The sequence below is a fragment of the Streptomyces hyaluromycini genome, assembly GCF_002217755.1.
GTDB classification, from domain to species: Bacteria; Actinomycetota; Actinomycetes; order Streptomycetales; family Streptomycetaceae; genus Streptomyces; species Streptomyces hyaluromycini.
The window spans coordinates 1-15243 of the sequence record NZ_BCFL01000027.1; the positions used below are offsets into that span (position 1 = coordinate 1).

Sequence of the window (15243 nt, forward strand, 5' to 3'; positions counted from 1 at the left end):
CAGTGAGCGTTTTGAGAGTATTCGGCAGGCAGCGGTGGATGCTTGATCCTGGCGGACGTTCGTCGGCTGTCGACGACCACTCCCACGATGTTGTACGAGGCAGTGCTACGCGATACTCGTCCTGTGGAGTGGTTCGAGCAGGCCCAGGCAGCGGAACAGCGCCAGGATTGGGATGCGGCCATCGCGTTGGTGAGCGCCCACGCCGAGTGCTACTCCACCGATCCGTCCAGGCACGACAGCCACCTATGGCACATGGAATTGCTCGCCCGTGCGGAACGGCTCTCGGAACTCACAGAGCGCGCTCTCACAGATGTCCACGCACGTCGGAGACTCAACGCATCGCTTCACGAGCGGGGGATGGAGGCGGCGCTGCGCAACCACGCCGAAGACGGTGACAGTGGTGCCCTGTATGCCCTTGTTCGGCTGCTGTGCGAGACGAGTCGGACCGAAGAGGCCCATCGAGCGGTCCAAGACCTCGGCCCGGACGATCAGTACGCACACCAGATCGTGGCCCGCTTTCGATCGCCATTGCGCGGTGCACGGTAACGCTCGGCACTGACCTGTCAGGAGCCGGCTCGTGGAGTACGTCATTTTCGGGTGAGGCCGAGCCAGGGTTTCTGATCGCGGTACTCGGTCGGTTACTGCCTTCCTGGCGAAGCTGCCGGTGTCGATCTCGGTGAGAACGTCGAGCTTGACCAGGCGCTTCAGCTTGGCGCGGGTGCCTTGAGGAGGTCTGGACCGGGAGCCGGTCGGCAAGGCCGGTGACGGTCTTCCGGGTGATCGCCAGGTGTTCGAGGTGGGTCTCGGCCTCCCGCAGCCGGCCCCGCGGTTCGTCGAAATGGATGCGGAGGTCCTCGGCCAGGGCCCGGGCGGCGTCCTCCTGGAGGAAGAGCGCGTCGAGCAGGGTGTCGATGTTCATGCCGTCACCTCTTCCGCATCGCGCCAGGTGGGGGTGTTCGCGCCGGTCAGGCGGTGCTCATAGTCGCGGACCAGGCGCCGGCGCAGTATCGAGATGCCGTAGGTCTGCTCGACCCTCCACCGCTTCGGCTGTGGGACGAACCCCGCCTCCTGCGGGTTTCGTTCGACGGTTTCCCCGGTGTGCTCGGCGACCTGGTTCAGCAGGACGACGCCCGCGGCATTGTCGTGCGTGCTTGCGGCGAGAACAGTGACGGCGACGACCAGCCCGAGCTAACCCGCACTGGCCTCCTGAACAGAGCCACTGTTGGCAGTTGCGCCCAAACGGAGAGGTGCCACGCAACGCCCGGGGCGTTGCGTGGCACACCAGCGTTCGCCTCAGGAGGCGGGTCAGCCGGGCAGGTCGCCGGTGTAACGGTAGATCGCGCCGGCGGCGTTGACTCCCCAGACGGTGCCGTCGGCGCCTACGCCGATGTCGGACAGCGACCCCGGGATGTTGAGCCAGGGGTTGGCCGGGGTGGTGTCGCTGTAGGTGTAGTGGTAGATCGCGTCGCCGGGGTCGCAGCCCCACACGGCGGTGCGTGAGCCGACGTCGATCGCTTTGAGTGAGCCGTTGATGCCCTTCCAGTTGCTGGCATCCCGGTCGCCGGTGTAGCGGTAGACCTGGTTGGCTGCGTTGCAGCCCCAGACGGTGCCGTCGGCGCCCGCGCCGATGTCGGACAGTGACCCGGGGATGTTGATCCAGGGATTGGCGGGGTTGGCGTCGCTGTTGCTGTAGCGGTAGACCGCACCGGCAGGGTCGACGCCCCAGACGTTGGTCCTGGATCCCACAGTGATCCGCACCAACGAGCCGTTGATCTGCTTCCAGTTGTTGCTGGTCTGGTCGCCGGTGTAGCGGAAGACCTGGCGTGCTGCGTTGACTCCCCAGACGGTGCCGTCAGCGGCCGCGCCGATGTCGGACAGCGACCCGGGGATGTTGATCCAGGGGTTGGCGTCGTTGTTGGTGTAGCGGTAGATCGCACCGGCGGCGTTGACGCCCCAGACGTTGGTCCTGGATCCCACTGCGATCCGCGCTAATGACCCGTCGATGTGTTTCCAGTCGGACATGCTGGCGGCCCCTTTCCAGTCGGGTGTGGCTCGCCAGCACGCTGCCCAAGCGGAACGATTCATCACCAAACCAGATTTAAAGGGTGATCAGAGGAAATGGCCCAATGTGGTGGTTTGCCCGGGAGTCAGCCGCTCCCACGCTGGCCTCACCCAGCTCGGCCCGGCCATCGGGATGACGCAATCGCGGTCACCCGTGCAGCTGCTTGACAACAAAATGACCGGGCCATCTTCCGTCTGTCTCTCACGTTCCCGACCGGCAGGGCGATGTCGGCGCCCCACTGAGCGCCGGAGCGGGCAACTCGGCTGGGGCTCTGTTTCCGTGAAGACGCACCGACGCGATACAGCTCACCGAACATCCCCACTTCATGGAGAACCGGACCGAGCGAGGCGGAGAGCATCCCTGGTCGTTTTCAAGGCTCTGGCCGCATGTGTGTGAAAGGACAGCTCGGCGCCCGGCAAGGAGGAAAAGGGCTGTCGTGCGTGACGGCCTTCAGCTGGCGGCGGGAGTGATGGTGGTCTCGGCGGTGGTTGGCGGCGGCACCGATGGCATGGTGCTGTCCGCCAGGTCAAGGAGGTTCGCGATCCGGCGGTCCCGCGACTCTGCCGGCCAAGCGAGCCGCAGGTTGGTGGGGGGCAGGTCTGTGACGGGAATCCCGACCACGCCGGAGCCGAGGCGATCCGTCACGCTGTGGCCCACGACGACTACGAGCCGTCCGAGTGCAACGCGGTCGGTGAGTTCGTCCAGGCCGGTCGCGGGGGGCTCGGAGACGTAGGCGGGATCGCTGCGCAGACGAGCCAGGGAGACGTCCCGGCGCCCGGCGAGGGGATGGTTCGCGGGCAGCAGCGCGACCGGGTACTCCTCGCCGATGTCGCTGCTTTCAAGATCGAGGGGGTCCTCGGTCACACACAGCAGGGCGACGTCGGCCTGCCCGCCTCGGACAGCCGCGGCCTGATCATGGGTGAAGAGCAGGTGCATCGTGCCGTGACCGTGGCGGGTCTCGTAGCGGCGGTGGAGGTTACGCAGCAGCCCGGAGCCCATGCCCGGGGCGACGGCGATCCGCAAGGCGCCGCTTGCAGCATGGATGGTTCGCTGGGTCGCGCGATCGATTGCCTGCAATGCGTTGCGGGACTCGACCAGGAGGACCTTGCCCGCGGGGGTGAGGTCGACGCGTCGGCTTGTCCGTTCGAACAGCGTGACGCCCAGGCGCCGCTCCAACTGCGCGATGGCACGGGACAGCGGCGGGGGTGCGATGCCCAGCCGTTCGGCGGCTCGGCTGAAGTGCAGTTCCTCGGCTACTGCGACGAAGTATTCGAGCTGCCGAACCTCAAGGCGATTCATACCTCCAGGGTAATGATCTGCGAATAAGTCTGCATCGCTCTCCCCGTTGACCAGGCGGCACGCTGGACTCGTTCTCAGACCGACAAGAAGTCAAGAGGAGAGAAGATGGACGACGAGCGCGCGGTGGCCCAGGTGCTGGCCCGGTACGTGCGAGCGGCCGACCACCGCGACGGCGCGGCCATGGCCGCGCTGTTCGCGGAGGACGCTGTTGCCGAGATCTTCTACAGCAACGGCGGAACCCGGGAGAAGCTCGCCGAGCTCACCGGGGCCGAGGCCATCGGCAAGGCCGTCGCCGGGCTGATGGCGCCGCACCCGCCGCGCGGGTGGAGCCACCACACCACCCACGACCACATGATCGAGGTCGACGGGGACGAGGCGACGCTCGACGCCCAGTTCGTCGTGTTCAACACCCGGGGCCACGAGCGTCCGGCCGACGGCTGGCCCGAGGCGACGTTCGGCGCACAGGGCACCATCACCCCGATCGAGTCCGGCTACTACCAACCGCGACTGCGCCGGATCGACGGCGCCTGGCGCATTTTCCACCACACGATCCTCATGGACCAGCCGATGGCCTTTCCGGGAGCCTGACTTGAAGGCGATCATCTACCGGCGGTACGGCGGCCCGGAGGTACCGGAGCTGGCCGAGGTGGAGCCGCCCAAGGTTCACGTCGACTCCGTGCTCGTCCGGGTAAGAGCCGCCGCTGTGAACCCGGCCGACCTCCAGATGCGCGAGGGACTGGCCCACGCGAACGTCCCCACCTGCTTCCCCGTCATCCCGGGGTGGGACATCGCCGGCGTCGTCGAGGAGGCCGGCCCCGGTGCCCCCGAGTTCCGCCCCGGCGACGAGGTGGTCGGCTATGTCCGCACGAGCGTCAGCCACCTGCACGGCGGGTACACCGAACTGGTCTCCACCGACGTGCCCGCTCTGGCACCGAAGCCGGACGGCCTGGGCTCGGAGCAGGCCGCAGCGCTTCCGCTGACCGGACTCACGGCATACCAAGCCGTCACCCGGGTCCTGGACGTGCAGCCCGGGGAATCCCTGTTGGTCTACGGCGCAGCCGGCGGTGGGGGCTCGATGGCCGACCAGATCGCGGCGGCCCGTGGCACAACCGTGCTGGGCGCCGACGCAGCCCAACGCGACGATGACCAGGTCACCGAGCGGGTCCGCGCACTGGTCCCAGAGGGCGTCGACGCTGTCTTCGACACCGTAGGCCGCGGCACACTCGAACGTGCAGCCGCGGCCGGGCACGACGCCACGCGTTACGCGTCGACGGTCGACATCGCGGGTCCGGACACCCGCCCGGTGTTCGCGCGCCTGCTGTCCGCAGACCTGCACGCGGTGACCGAACTCGCCGCCACCGGCCGTCTTTTCTCGCACATCGCAGTGGTGCTTCCCCTGGAGGCGGCTGCCGACGCGCACCGCCTTGCCGCGAGCCCCGCTCCCGCCTGGCCCCGCGACGACCACGTTCAACCCAAACCACGCGACGAAACAGACGTAACGTAACGAACCGTACTCTCAGGGTGCGTGTTCAAGGTTCCCGGCATGGACCATCGCCTACCAGTAGGCGGAGCGCCACAGCACGACGAGCGCCCCATTGGGTTGGACCACTCACTGATCACGACTCGATGCGCGCCCTATGACCGCCACTTGGTGCTGAGTGCGATGGCGCGCAGCTGCTTCATGGTCAGCGCCGGCACCTTGCGGGTCGCGGCCGTCTGCTGGGAGCCGGAGTTGAAGGCGCTGACCACCACGCGGAAGCCGTCGGTGCGCAGCGTGTCGACGGTCCACATGACGACCCCGGCGCCGCCCTTCTCCCCGGGCTGCTTCCGTTCGGCGACCCTGGTCCCGTCGGCGAGGGTCTCGGACCCGGCCCCGAACAGCTGCCCCGCGACATCGGACATGTCCGGCTGCACATTGATCTGGACGAGACTCCGGCCCTTGCCGTCGTCGACGACGACGTAGGTGAACTGGCTGTCGTCGTCGCTCCCGTGCGCCACCACCTTCAGCCCCCTCGGGACGAGCGAGGCGAGGGTCTGCCGGATCGCCTTGCCGTCCTCCTGCGCCATGGGCGGTTCCTGGGTCTGGCGCGGATCCTCCGGAATGGCGTCGACGACCCCACGCCAGTCCTGCGCCGCCGCCAGCGCCTTCAACTGGGCGGCCGACAACGGCGGTTCGTCGCGGCTGACCGGCGTGTCCTTCTCGGCGGCGGCGTTCCACTCGCTCACGGAGACGTGATGGCCGTCCGGGGTGACGAGATTGGCGGTCCAGAGCTTGGTGTCCACCCGCCGGTCGGGATACTCGTATCCCTTGACGACGGTGACCACGGACGCGTCGGGCAGATGGCTGGTGGTGCAACTGTCGTACGGCGTAAAGACCTTGTCCGGACACCGCACGGCCTGCCGGGCGTCGTACCCGCCCGGCCGCACCCGGTTCACGGAGACACTGATGGCGGACGCGCCGCGCCCGTCGTCGTACACGACCTGCGCGTACGGCGCCACGAGCGGCTCGCTCGCGTCGACGCCCCGCCCCTCGGCCTTGCCGAACTTCCCCTTGGGCAGCAGCTTCTCCAGCGTACTGATCATCTCGTCCGACGTGACGGCGCGGGCGGCGGGGGAGGACGTGGGGTGCGGGGTGGTGCTCACGGAGGAGGGGGGCCGGGGCTGTCCGGACGGCGTCCCGCTCCAGGGCACCAGCAGCGCCCCGCCGACCCCGGCGAGCGCGACGCCGGCGGCGCCGCCAAGGACGGTCGTCCGCCGCCGCAGCCGTAGCCGCCGCCCCCGCACCGTACCGGCGGCGACGAGCGCGCCCCGGTCGGTGTCGAAGGTGTCGCCTGCGTCGTGCAGGGCGGCGGAGAACCGCACCTCGAAGGCCTGGCCGTTGTCACTGTCACTGTTGCTGTCGTCGTTGTGCCGCTGCTCCACGGGCATGACGAACCACCGTTTCCACAAGGTTGATGTCAGGAGCGATGTCAGGAGCGGGCGTACTCGGCGAGGTCCTCGCCCAGCAGCTCGCGCAACCGCGCGAGGGCGCGCACGCACCGCGTACGGACGGCGGCCGAGCTCATGTTGAGCGCGTCCGCGGTCTCGTGCACCGACCGGTCCTCCCAGTACCGCAGGACGACCACGGCCCGGTCCTTCGCGGGCAGCCGCGCCAGCGCGTCGAGGAGGGTCAGCCGCAGCGAGGGATCGGCACCCGTGTGATCGGCGCCGGTGTCGGCGAGTTCGGGGAACGAGTCCCTGGCTCTCTCCCTGCTGCTGAACCGCCGCCGGTGGGCGAGGAAGGTCCGGGTGAGGACGGTCTGCGCGTACCCGGCGGGGTTCCCGACGCGGGAGACCCGGCTCCAGCGGACGTAGATCCGCCCGAGGGCCTCCTGCACCAGGTCCTCCGCGAGGTGGGTGTCCCCGGCGGTGAGCAGGCAGGCGGACCGGTACAGATGCCCGGCCCGCGCCGCGGCGAACTCGGCGTAGTCCTCCCCAGCCCTCTGACTCATCCGCAAGCTCCCCGTCCCCGCCCCGGCGCTCTGCCGCTCACCTCATTGATGCGGTGGGCCGGGAAAATGTTTCAAAGGATTTTCAGGGGAGGCCCACTGGAGCGAGTCGAGCCAGTGGAGGAGACGGGCGCCTTCGCGGGTCATGACCTCCGGGTCGCGCAGGGCGTTGGCCATGAGCGACATGCCCTGGTAGCCGGCGACGAGGGTGAGGGCCAGGTCGTCCGGGTCGTACGGGGCGTACGGGTCGTACGGATCGTCCGCGCCGTCCGTGTTCCCGTTCGCGCCGGACAGCCTCATCTCCCGGAACTGACGTGCGGCCCAGTCCAGCAGCCGCCGGATCACCGCGCCGGCCTCGGCGTCGAGGGTCCCGTCGGCACGCTTGCCGAGCTCGGCGGCCAGGGTGCCGGTGGGGCAGCCGTACCGGGCGGCGACGTCACGCTGCTCGACCCACGCCCGGACCAGCGCCTTGAGCCGGTCGCGCGGGTCGGGCAACTCGTCGAGCCGGGCGGTGAGTTCGTCGAGATGCGCGGTGTGCTCGGACAGGGCGGCCTGGACCAGCTCGTCCTTGGTCTTGAAGTAGTAGTAGACGTTTCCGACGGGGACGTCGGCCTCGCGTGCGATGTCCGCGAGGGTGGTGCGCTCGATGCCCTGCTCGTGCAGGACCCGGGCGGCCGCCGCCATCAGCCGCTGCCGCTTCTGCGACGCCTGCGCCCGCCGATCCACTGAGTTGGTCACCCAACTAACTATAGACAACCCGGGACTGCACTGTGCTAGCGTCTGAGTCAGCCAAGTAAGTCAGTCAGCTAACTAACTAGCAGGGGGAAACAGATGATCACAGTGACGGGCGCGACCGGCAACATCGGCCGGACGCTGGTGGACCTGCTGACCGAGGCAGGGGAGGAGGTGGTGGCGGTGTCCCGGCAGCCCCAGCAGCCCCAGCATCCCGGGCAGGCGTCCGGCGGCTCCGGTGTCCGATGGGCCGAGGGACATGTCGGTGACGCGGCGAGCATGCGGGCACCCCTGGCCGGCGCCCGAGCCCTGTTCATCGTCCTGGGCGGCGAACTCAACGCCTGGGGCGAAGACCCGAAGCTCCTGCTCCGGGCGGCCGCGGACGCCGGCGTCGAACGCGTCGTCCTGGTCTCCTCCCAGGTCAGCGCCACCCGCCCGGAGGCGGCCTCGCACGCCCGCCTGCGCGAGTTCGAGGCGGCGGTACGCGCGTCGGGGCTCGACTTCACGATCCTGCGCCCCGGCGGCTTCGCCTCCAACGCCTTCGCCTGGGCCGAGACGATCCGCACCAAGCGCACGGTCTTCGCCCCGTTCGCCGACGTGGCCCTTCCGGTCGTGGACCCGGCGGACATCGCGGCGGTGGCGGCGACGGCGCTTCGCGAGGACGGTCACGGTGGCCGCGTGTACGAGCTGACCGGCCCGGAACTCATCAGCCCGCGTCAGCAGACGACGGTCGTCTCCGCGGCGCTGGGCGAGGAGGTGACACTCGTCGAACTCCCCCGCGAGGAGGCCCACGCGGCCATGGCCCGCTTCATGCCGGAGGAGGCGGTCACGGGCACGCTGGACGTCCTGGGAGCGCCGCTTCCGGCGGAGCTGCGGATCAGCGCGGACGTGGAGACCGTGCTGGGTCGCCCGGCGGGCGGGTTCGGGGGGTGGGTGGGGCGCAACGTGGCGGCGTTCCGGTGACAGCTGTCTCCGGTGACAGCTGTCTCCGGTGACAGCTGTCCCGCGTGTCCCGGGCGCACCTGGTTTCGTGCGCCCGGGACACGCGGGCCGACCCCACCCCACCGGAGCTGCCGCCCCCGGCCGCCTCCTCACTCCGTCACAGCGCGGCCCGTACCGCCTCGACGAGCGAGGACGCACGCGTGTCCTCGGCCCCCTCGACGATGCTGTTCATGACGTACCCGAAGGCGATGCCGTGCTCGGGGTCGGCGAAGGCCAGCGATCCGCCGCGCCCGGGGTGGCCGAAGGCGCGGGGCCCGGTCAGGGGGTTGGTCTCGACCGGCAGCATGTATCCGGAGGCGTACCGGATCGGGAGCATGATGACCTTGTCCACCCCGGCGGCCTGCTCCGAGGTCGCCGAAGCCAGCGTCTCCGGGCTGAACAGCCGCACCCCGTCCACCTCCCCGATCAGCGCGGCGTACATCCGGGCGAGGCCGCGCGCGGTGCCGATCCCGTTGGAGGCGGGCAGCTCCGCGGCCTGCACCTCGGCCGAGTTGAAGTCGATCTCGGCGGGGTCGGTGACGGTGAACGCCCTGTTGCTCAACGACTGAGGATCCTGCAGCGCAGCGACGAACTCCCGTACCTCCGGCGGCACGAGGTCCAGCGGTACGGTGCTCAGATCGACCTCCGGCTTCGGATACACCATCCGGCTGACCCGCCCCCGCTCGGCCGCCGGCAGCCCGATGAAGAAGTCGAGGCCCAGCGGCCCGGCGACCTCCTCGGCGAAGAACCGCCCGGGCGTACGCCCGGAAACCCGCCGCACGACCTCGCCCACCAGCCACCCGAAGGTCCGCCCGTGATACCCGTGCGCGGTCCCCGGCTCCCACTCCGGCCGCTGTACGGCGAGCGCGTCGACCATCGGCTGCCAGCGCAACGCGTCCCCCAACGGCACCGGCGGCTCGACCGTCACCACCCCGGCCCGATGCGACAGCAACCACCGCACCGGGATCTCCGCCTTCCCCTCCGCCCCGAACTCGGGCCAGTAGGCGGCCACCGGCGCATCGAGATCCAACTCCCCCCGCTGGGCGAGCAGATGAGCCACGGTGGCGGTGGCGCCCTTGGTCGCCGAGTACACGAGCTGCAGGGTGTCCCGCTCCCACTCCCGCCCGGTGTCCGGATCGGCCACCCCACCCCACAGATCCACCACCGGCCGCCCGTCCCGATACACGCAGACAGCGGCCCCGACATCCCCCCGCTCCGCAAAGTTGGCGCGGAACGCCTCCCGCACACCTTCGAACCCGTCGGCCACTTCCCCGTGGATAGTCGTCATGCCCTCATCCTGGCACCGGGGCCGCTCTCAAGCGGTGGATGCCGCAGGCGAGTTGGAGCAGCGGGAGCCGGCCCGTCCCATCCGAGTGCACCCGAAAAAATCGTCAATTATAAGTTGACGCTCACGGATCGTCAACTTAAGATTGACGCATGAGCCCACTCGACATCAGCCTGGCCGACTTGATCGCCCGTCTCGACGAGGAACTCCCCGAAGCCAGCGAACTGGCCCGCATCAGCGAGGCCCGCCTGCGCGCCCAGACCCTGTCCGACCTCGGTGACCAGCTCATCGACCACTACGTCAGCAAGGCCAAGCAGGTCGGCGCGTCATGGACGCAGATCGGCGACGCCATCGGCGTGTCCAAGCAGGCCGCCCAACAACGCCACGCGCCCGCCGCGTTCGACCGGTTCACCAACCTGAACCGGCACAGCATCGTGCTGGCCCAGGAGGCCGCCCGCACGCACAAGCACGACTCCATCGGCACCGAACACCTCCTCCTCGGCCTGCTCGGCGAACCACAGGGCCTGGCGTACGAGGTGCTGATCGCCAAGACCGAGTCGGAACAACGCATCCGCGACGCCATCCAGGAAGCACTGCCGCCGGCCGGAGAGAAGTCCCTGCGAGGCCACATCCCATTCCATGAGCAGAGCAAGGAGGCCATCGGCCAGGCCCGCCGTGCATCGACCGACCTCGGCCACGACTGGGTCGGCACGGAACACACACTCCTGGGCCTCATCCGCGTGGCGCAGAGCCCGGCCGCCCAGCTCCTGCGCGCCCTCGGCTTCACGTCGGAGGAACTCCACGAGACTGTAAAGACCGAGATCAACAAGCGGCTCGCCGCGCGCGACGACCGCTGACGAATCGACCAGTTTGCCGTGGAGGACTCGGCCAAGCCGAACCGGACCACTCACCTGCAGCCCTGTTGAGTCCTTTGCACTTCCCGCGCCAGCCAGCCGCCGAGATCCTCGAACGCCTGCGTCATTTTCGAGGGGCACCCTCAAAATAAGGGGGGATCCGGGTACGGGTAGTGCCCAGGAAGCAAGAACTCCTGGGCACTACATGCGCGTCGGTGTGCAGCGACCGCCAACGGTCCCTCGCAGCCCACCCTAGGGCCATCCAACGCAAGCCCCACCGCATCCTTCCCGGCCGCCCGCTCGCTTCTTCCCCGTGCTGGAGTGAGCCGAGTCAAGGGTCGGCCGGAGGCCGATCGGCGAAGCCGACGCGGACGCGCAGCGCAGCGGAGCGGGAGCGCCCTTTACTCGGCTCACGGAAGCACGACACTGACGAAGAAGCGGGCGGCCGGGGCACCCTATTGACCGACGGCTGCGAACTCGGCCTTGGTTCTTCCCGTACCTGATCCAACGAGCCTTGCCAGCCGATACTTCAGAGCTTGGGTTCTACGGGGAAGGGCATCTTGTCAGCCCAACTGGCCAGGGCCGCCGCGGCGATCTTGCGGGTCTCGCCGTCGACCGAGACCTCTTCGAGGAGAGTCCGTTCTGAGTTGGGGGCGGTCAGTTCGCGGTAGTACTGAAAGTCCTCGAAGCCGTTGACCGCGACGTCATGGCTGGTGGCGGCATAGACGAGACGCGAGACGTGGGCCCAGTAGCAGGCGACCAGGCACATGGGGCACGGCTCACTGCTTGAGTACATCACGGCGCCCTCCAAGAGGTGGCGACCGAGTTTGCTGCCGGCGGCACGGAGAGCCATGACTTCGGCGTGCGCGGTCGGATCCCGCAGTTCGATGACCGAGCTGGTGCCGGTGGCGATGACCTCTCCGTCGATGACGACCAGGGCGCCGAACGGAGTCTTGCCCTCGTCCTCCAGAGCATGGCGGGACAACTCGATGGCCTGGGCGAGGAAGGCGTGGTCCTCGGGAATCTCTGGGGAGAAGGGCACCTGGTCTCCAAGTCTCTGTGGGCCACTCGCGGCCACGCTCACATGTAGATGGAGGGATCGGCGTCGCCGAAGGGGCCGTCCAGGTTCATGTCGTAGCCCGTGAGAGGCGTGGTGGCGCCGACCGTATGGATGATGTCCAGCGCCAGCCCGGCCCGCTGGTGGTCGGTCCAGTCGCCGTTGTCCAGCACTTCGACCATATCCGGGATGGGCGCGGACGACTGGTCGCCGCCGAGGATGAGACGGTGGATTCTGGGCGCCGGCCGGTCGGAGGTGCAGAGCAGCAGGCTGGTGGCCGACAGCCGCTGGTGCCATTCCTCGAACGCCCGGTCGACGGAGGCGGGTCGGGCCACGGCACCGGCCACGACGGGCAGATTGTGCAGGATCACGCGGTCGACGGTGAGGTCGGCACCGCGACGCAACTGGGCGTTCATGACGGCTTGATCGATCTCATTGCGGATGCCGACAAGACCGGGTTGGAGCCACGTCAGATCGCACTGCACCAGGACGGCGGCTGTCACCTCGCTCGCCTGGAGAGCGGCGACGCGCTCGCGCCAGGCGGTCGTGTCTATGACCGGGTCCGTCATGCTCCCTCCCGGGTGTGTGCCCCGACCAGCGTCAGGACCTTGAGACCTGCGACGACGGCTTCGATCGGTTCGGTCTCCTCGGCCGCCCCGGGAAGAACACGGGCGGCCAGAACGGCGGTGGCCTTCAGGCCGGCGGAGGGAAGTGTGGCGAGGAAGGTACGCAGCTCCATGCCGTCCCCGCGGGGCGTGAGCGGAGCCAGACGGCACGCTACGGCGAGGATCATCGCGGCGGGCCGCTGCTGCGGCACCACGTGCGGGGCGGGCACGCGGTACGTACGGCCGACCCGACTGTGGTGCACGCGGTCACTGGCCGACCCGACCGGAGCTGTACGGGAAAGGAGTCCGAGCAGGGCCGTACGTGCCTCGTCGGCCGTGGCGAAGTACCGGTGAGTGGCGAATGTCCGCAGGTAAGCGCCCAGCAGCTGGTGGTCTGACGTGAATTCGGGACGTACGAGCTCCGGCGGGTGGACGACGCGGCAGTCCCGCAGGGTGGCGAGCGCGGTCACCGAGGTGAGGGCCCAGAAGTGGTCGTACTCCTCGACGTCACCGAAAGCCGCACGAGCCGCGTCCGCCGCCGGGCCGGTCACGGCGTCGTCGGCGCCGAAGAGAGCCTGACGCAGCTGGGTGAGGATGGACGCGCCGTCCCAGTAGTTCCCCATGAACTTCGTGCCGGTGAGGATCTCGTACACGCCGTACATGGCACTGGCCTGGTGCGCACCGTGGAACTCGGCGAAGTCGGAGCTCCACATAAGGACTTGGTGCGGCTGCGCGAGAAGAGTGCCGAGTTCGTCGCGGGCAGTGGCGGACTTCGGATCCGGGTCGACACAGCGCAGGATCTTGAGCCGGGCATCGGTGCTCAGGGCGACCAGCTCACGGGCGGACCGATTGGACGCGACACCGCGCACCGACATCAGCAGTGAGGTGTTGGCCAGCCAGGCGAGATAGCGGCTGAGGGCTCCGAGCGGCAGAGCCGGCTCGGGCAGGTTCCGGCACAGGCGGACGACGGAGTCGACGAGGGCGTGAGCACAGGCGGTTGCCTGGATCGGATCGGCCCCGCTGACCAGGGCGGCTCGGGCGAGCCGGTGCAGGACGTCGATATGGAGGGTGATCGCCCCCTCGGCCGCCTCCACTCCCACTTCGACCTCGACCAGTTGGTCCACGAGGTTTCTGACAGCGGTCGGATCGTTGCTCGTTACGGCCTGATTGATGGCGCCGAGGTAGGCGTTGACGACCGAGCTGTTCTCGAAGTCGTGGCCAGAGACCCTGCCGCCCGGCTGACTGAGCGACTCGGCGAGCGTCCGGCACAGCAGCCGGTTACGGCCGCCGACGCTGGCCAGACCGAAGAGCCGTATGAAGGAGAAGATCCCGAAGATGTTGGCCAGCAGGAACAGCAGCGCGCCGTAGGTTGCGCTGATTCTGTTGTCGCCCAGCAGGCCACAGGCGGTGAAGAGGGCGGCGAACCAGCCGATGAGCACCCACTCCCGGAAGGCGATGTGACTGTCTATCGCCTGTAAGGAGGGCCAGGAACTGGCCGCGGAGAAGGTGAGCGCGAAGATCACGGCTTCGCCGGTCAGCAGCGTGGCGAAGAAGGCGATGCTGAACTGGGTGGCGGCCACGACGTCATCGGCGCTGCGTGGATACAGGACTGCTACGACCGCGAGTACGACAGCACACACGCACAGCACGACCTGCCGACGCCTCTGCACCACAGCCCCCGCTCATCCCCTGCGGCTCGCCCGTCGTGACCAACTGTCCCAGGGAGTAAGGGTGTTGCCAACAGCGTGCCAGTGCCCGAAGTCACGAGTCATTCCAGGCGTCAACGAGCCGGCGCTCGCTCCGGGACTCACCTCAACAGGTGGTCCGCCTTGCCGGCCTTGATGTCGAGGATCATGGTCCGCAGAGCGTCCCGACTGTCCGTGATGAAACGGTCCTCCTGGCCGTTCACCGCTATGAACGCATTGCCGGAGCTGTCCACGCCTATCCGGAAGCACGAGTTGCCTTCCCCGCAGAACGGATCTTCCCACTGAATCTCAGGCATGACGTCTCCTAGAGTTCACGTGCGATGGCGTGGATGAAGGCTCTTGAGTCGTCGGGGGACAGTGCCAGCTCCTCCATCCGGTTCAAATGAGCGCGGTACTTGGTCAATTCTGCCTCGCCGTATAGGAAGTCCGGGCCGTGGGAGTTGTCGATCTGCACGGTGTCCAGTTGTTCCGTCGGTCCTTCCGCGTACAGAACGGTCTGTCCTGCACCTGGAAAGGCTCCACTGCTGAACGGGACGACCAGAACCGTTCGGCCGTCCCGCTCGGACTGGTCCAGTAGGTGTTCGAGTTGCGCGCGGCTGACCCGGGAGCCTCCGAACTGCATCCGCAACGCCGCCTCGTGCACGATTCCGGTGAAAGTGGGTGCGGCCTCGGAGGCGAGCACCTCCTGACGGTTGTTGCGGTGGGCTGCTCTCAACGCCACTTCGTGCTCGGGTAGTTCCGGAAGGACGGCACGGAAGACCGCGAGGGCATAGTCGGTCGTCTGAAACAGGCCAGGAATGTGCACTGTGCATGCGGTGCGCATGCGAATGGCCTGCCACTCCAACTCGGCGATGTCCAGCAGACCTTGAGGAAGGGTTCCGCGATACCGCTCCCACCAGCCCGAGGTGGTGGGTGAGGCCATTTCGACCAGGGCGGCTACGTACTCCTCGTCGTCGCAACGGCAGTGGTGAGCCAGGGTGCGCAGACGTTCCTCGCTGATGCTCCGGACCCCGGACTCCATGTTGGAGATCTTTCCCCGGTCGACACCGAGGAGATTCGCGGCCTGCTCCGCGGACACTCCTGCGGCCATCCGCATCCTGCGCAACTCGTGACCGAGGCGCTTCTGACGTTGCGTCGGTACTGCCCTCGGGGCCATGTCGATCCTTCCGTTTCG

General features: G+C 68.4%; 16 protein-coding genes and 1 pseudogene. 5 read left to right on the top strand and 12 right to left on the bottom strand.

Annotation, left to right across the window (positions count from 1 at the left end):
• Positions 1 to 123: 123 nt before the first annotated feature.
• Entirely contained in the window at positions 124 to 546 is a 423-nt protein-coding gene (locus SSP29_RS35760; protein ID WP_150135553.1) for a hypothetical protein, read from the top strand.
• 369 nt (positions 547 to 915) lie between these two features.
• Here SSP29_RS35760 and SSP29_RS60275 read toward each other — a convergent pair.
• The 3 genes and pseudogenes from SSP29_RS60275 to SSP29_RS35780 all read right to left on the bottom strand — a co-directional run.
• A pseudogene (locus SSP29_RS60275) lies at positions 916 to 1188 on the bottom strand (IS5/IS1182 family transposase); the annotation flags it as partial.
• Positions 1189 to 1305: 117 nt separating this feature from the next.
• Positions 1306 to 2022 carry a tectonin domain-containing protein gene (locus SSP29_RS35775; RefSeq protein WP_089105079.1) on the bottom strand — a complete coding sequence of 239 codons (717 nt, stop codon included), beginning with the start codon at positions 2020 to 2022 and terminating at the stop codon, positions 1306 to 1308.
• Between the two features lie 490 nt (positions 2023 to 2512).
• Positions 2513 to 3361, bottom strand: coding sequence for a LysR family transcriptional regulator (locus SSP29_RS35780; RefSeq protein ID WP_089105080.1), 849 nt, complete (start codon positions 3359 to 3361; stop codon positions 2513 to 2515).
• 105 nt (positions 3362 to 3466) lie between these two features.
• Here SSP29_RS35780 and SSP29_RS35785 point away from each other — a divergent pair, with 105 nt between their 5' ends.
• Positions 3467 to 3949, top strand: coding sequence for a nuclear transport factor 2 family protein (locus tag SSP29_RS35785; RefSeq protein WP_089105081.1), 483 nt, complete (start codon positions 3467 to 3469; stop codon positions 3947 to 3949).
• 1 nt (position 3950) lies between these two features.
• Positions 3951 to 4865 carry an NADP-dependent oxidoreductase gene (locus SSP29_RS35790; RefSeq protein WP_089105082.1) on the top strand — a complete coding sequence of 305 codons (915 nt, stop codon included), beginning with the start codon at positions 3951 to 3953 and terminating at the stop codon, positions 4863 to 4865.
• A 131-nt stretch (positions 4866 to 4996) separates the two neighbouring features.
• Here the strand turns inward: SSP29_RS35790 and SSP29_RS35795 are convergent, their stop codons facing one another.
• The 3 genes from SSP29_RS35795 to SSP29_RS35805 are packed head-to-tail and all read right to left on the bottom strand — an operon-like array spanning position 4997 to position 7533.
• Positions 4997 to 6289 carry a hypothetical protein gene (locus SSP29_RS35795; protein WP_089105083.1) on the bottom strand — a complete coding sequence of 431 codons (1293 nt, stop codon included), beginning with the start codon at positions 6287 to 6289 and terminating at the stop codon, positions 4997 to 4999.
• 41 nt (positions 6290 to 6330) lie between these two features.
• Positions 6331 to 6852 carry a SigE family RNA polymerase sigma factor gene (locus SSP29_RS35800; RefSeq protein WP_089105084.1) on the bottom strand — a complete coding sequence of 174 codons (522 nt, stop codon included), beginning with the start codon at positions 6850 to 6852 and terminating at the stop codon, positions 6331 to 6333.
• A 42-nt stretch (positions 6853 to 6894) separates the two neighbouring features.
• The gene (locus SSP29_RS35805) at positions 6895 to 7533 is read right to left on the bottom strand and encodes a TetR/AcrR family transcriptional regulator (protein WP_218036955.1); all 639 of its coding nucleotides are present in this window, start codon (positions 7531 to 7533) and stop codon (positions 6895 to 6897) included.
• Positions 7534 to 7680: 147 nt separating this feature from the next.
• Here SSP29_RS35805 and SSP29_RS35810 point away from each other — a divergent pair, with 147 nt between their 5' ends.
• Positions 7681 to 8544 (top strand): SDR family oxidoreductase, encoded by an 864-nt coding sequence (locus SSP29_RS35810; RefSeq protein ID WP_089105086.1) that lies wholly within the window; start codon positions 7681 to 7683, stop codon positions 8542 to 8544.
• A 136-nt stretch (positions 8545 to 8680) separates the two neighbouring features.
• Here the strand turns inward: SSP29_RS35810 and SSP29_RS35815 are convergent, their stop codons facing one another.
• On the bottom strand, positions 8681 to 9850 hold the full coding sequence (locus SSP29_RS35815; RefSeq protein ID WP_089105087.1) for a serine hydrolase domain-containing protein: 1170 nt from the start codon (positions 9848 to 9850) through the stop codon (positions 8681 to 8683).
• Positions 9851 to 9999: 149 nt separating this feature from the next.
• Here SSP29_RS35815 and SSP29_RS35820 point away from each other — a divergent pair, with 149 nt between their 5' ends.
• Positions 10000 to 10704: a Clp protease N-terminal domain-containing protein gene (locus tag SSP29_RS35820; protein ID WP_089105088.1), complete on the top strand. Its 705-nt coding sequence runs from the start codon at positions 10000 to 10002 to the stop codon at positions 10702 to 10704.
• Between the two features lie 526 nt (positions 10705 to 11230).
• On the opposite strand, the gene SSP29_RS58765 is transcribed toward SSP29_RS35820, so the two are convergent.
• The 5 genes from SSP29_RS58765 to SSP29_RS35840 all read right to left on the bottom strand — a co-directional run bounded on the left by SSP29_RS58765 (position 11231) and on the right by SSP29_RS35840 (position 15225).
• Entirely contained in the window at positions 11231 to 11743 is a 513-nt protein-coding gene (locus tag SSP29_RS58765; RefSeq protein WP_167450071.1) for a nucleoside deaminase, read from the bottom strand.
• Between the two features lie 38 nt (positions 11744 to 11781).
• A complete protein-coding gene (locus SSP29_RS58770) occupies positions 11782 to 12327 on the bottom strand; it encodes a hypothetical protein (RefSeq protein ID WP_167450072.1) in 546 nt (181 codons plus the stop codon).
• On the bottom strand, positions 12324 to 14036 hold the full coding sequence (locus tag SSP29_RS35830; protein WP_089105090.1) for a hypothetical protein: 1713 nt from the start codon (positions 14034 to 14036) through the stop codon (positions 12324 to 12326). Before SSP29_RS35830 ends, SSP29_RS58770 begins: the two co-directional genes overlap by 4 nt.
• Before the next feature lie 134 nt (positions 14037 to 14170).
• Positions 14171 to 14365 (bottom strand): hypothetical protein, encoded by a 195-nt coding sequence (locus SSP29_RS35835; RefSeq protein WP_089105091.1) that lies wholly within the window; start codon positions 14363 to 14365, stop codon positions 14171 to 14173.
• A gap of 8 nt (positions 14366 to 14373) precedes the next feature.
• Entirely contained in the window at positions 14374 to 15225 is an 852-nt protein-coding gene (locus tag SSP29_RS35840; RefSeq protein ID WP_089105092.1) for a helix-turn-helix domain-containing protein, read from the bottom strand.
• Between the last annotated feature and the right edge of the window lie 18 nt (positions 15226 to 15243).

Bases quoted from the DNA above. Each gene is read 5' to 3' on its own strand.
- SSP29_RS35775 (WP_089105079.1), bottom strand. From the start codon at position 2,022: ATGTCCGACTGGAAACACATCGACGGGTCATTAGCGCGGATCGCAGTG.
- SSP29_RS35780 (WP_089105080.1), bottom strand. From the start codon at position 3,361: ATGAATCGCCTTGAGGTTCGGCAGCTCGAATACTTCGTCGCAGTAGCC.
- SSP29_RS35785 (WP_089105081.1), top strand. From the start codon at position 3,467: ATGGACGACGAGCGCGCGGTGGCCCAGGTGCTGGCCCGGTACGTGCGA.
- SSP29_RS35795 (WP_089105083.1), bottom strand. From the start codon at position 6,289: ATGCCCGTGGAGCAGCGGCACAACGACGACAGCAACAGTGACAGTGAC.
- SSP29_RS35800 (WP_089105084.1), bottom strand. From the start codon at position 6,852: ATGAGTCAGAGGGCTGGGGAGGACTACGCCGAGTTCGCCGCGGCGCGG.
- SSP29_RS35805 (WP_218036955.1), bottom strand. From the start codon at position 7,533: ATGGCGGCGGCCGCCCGGGTCCTGCACGAGCAGGGCATCGAGCGCACC.
- SSP29_RS35810 (WP_089105086.1), top strand. From the start codon at position 7,681: ATGATCACAGTGACGGGCGCGACCGGCAACATCGGCCGGACGCTGGTG.
- SSP29_RS35815 (WP_089105087.1), bottom strand. From the start codon at position 9,850: ATGACGACTATCCACGGGGAAGTGGCCGACGGGTTCGAAGGTGTGCGG.
- SSP29_RS35820 (WP_089105088.1), top strand. From the start codon at position 10,000: ATGAGCCCACTCGACATCAGCCTGGCCGACTTGATCGCCCGTCTCGAC.
- SSP29_RS58770 (WP_167450072.1), bottom strand. From the start codon at position 12,327: ATGACGGACCCGGTCATAGACACGACCGCCTGGCGCGAGCGCGTCGCC.
- SSP29_RS35835 (WP_089105091.1), bottom strand. From the start codon at position 14,365: ATGCCTGAGATTCAGTGGGAAGATCCGTTCTGCGGGGAAGGCAACTCG.
- SSP29_RS35840 (WP_089105092.1), bottom strand. From the start codon at position 15,225: ATGGCCCCGAGGGCAGTACCGACGCAACGTCAGAAGCGCCTCGGTCAC.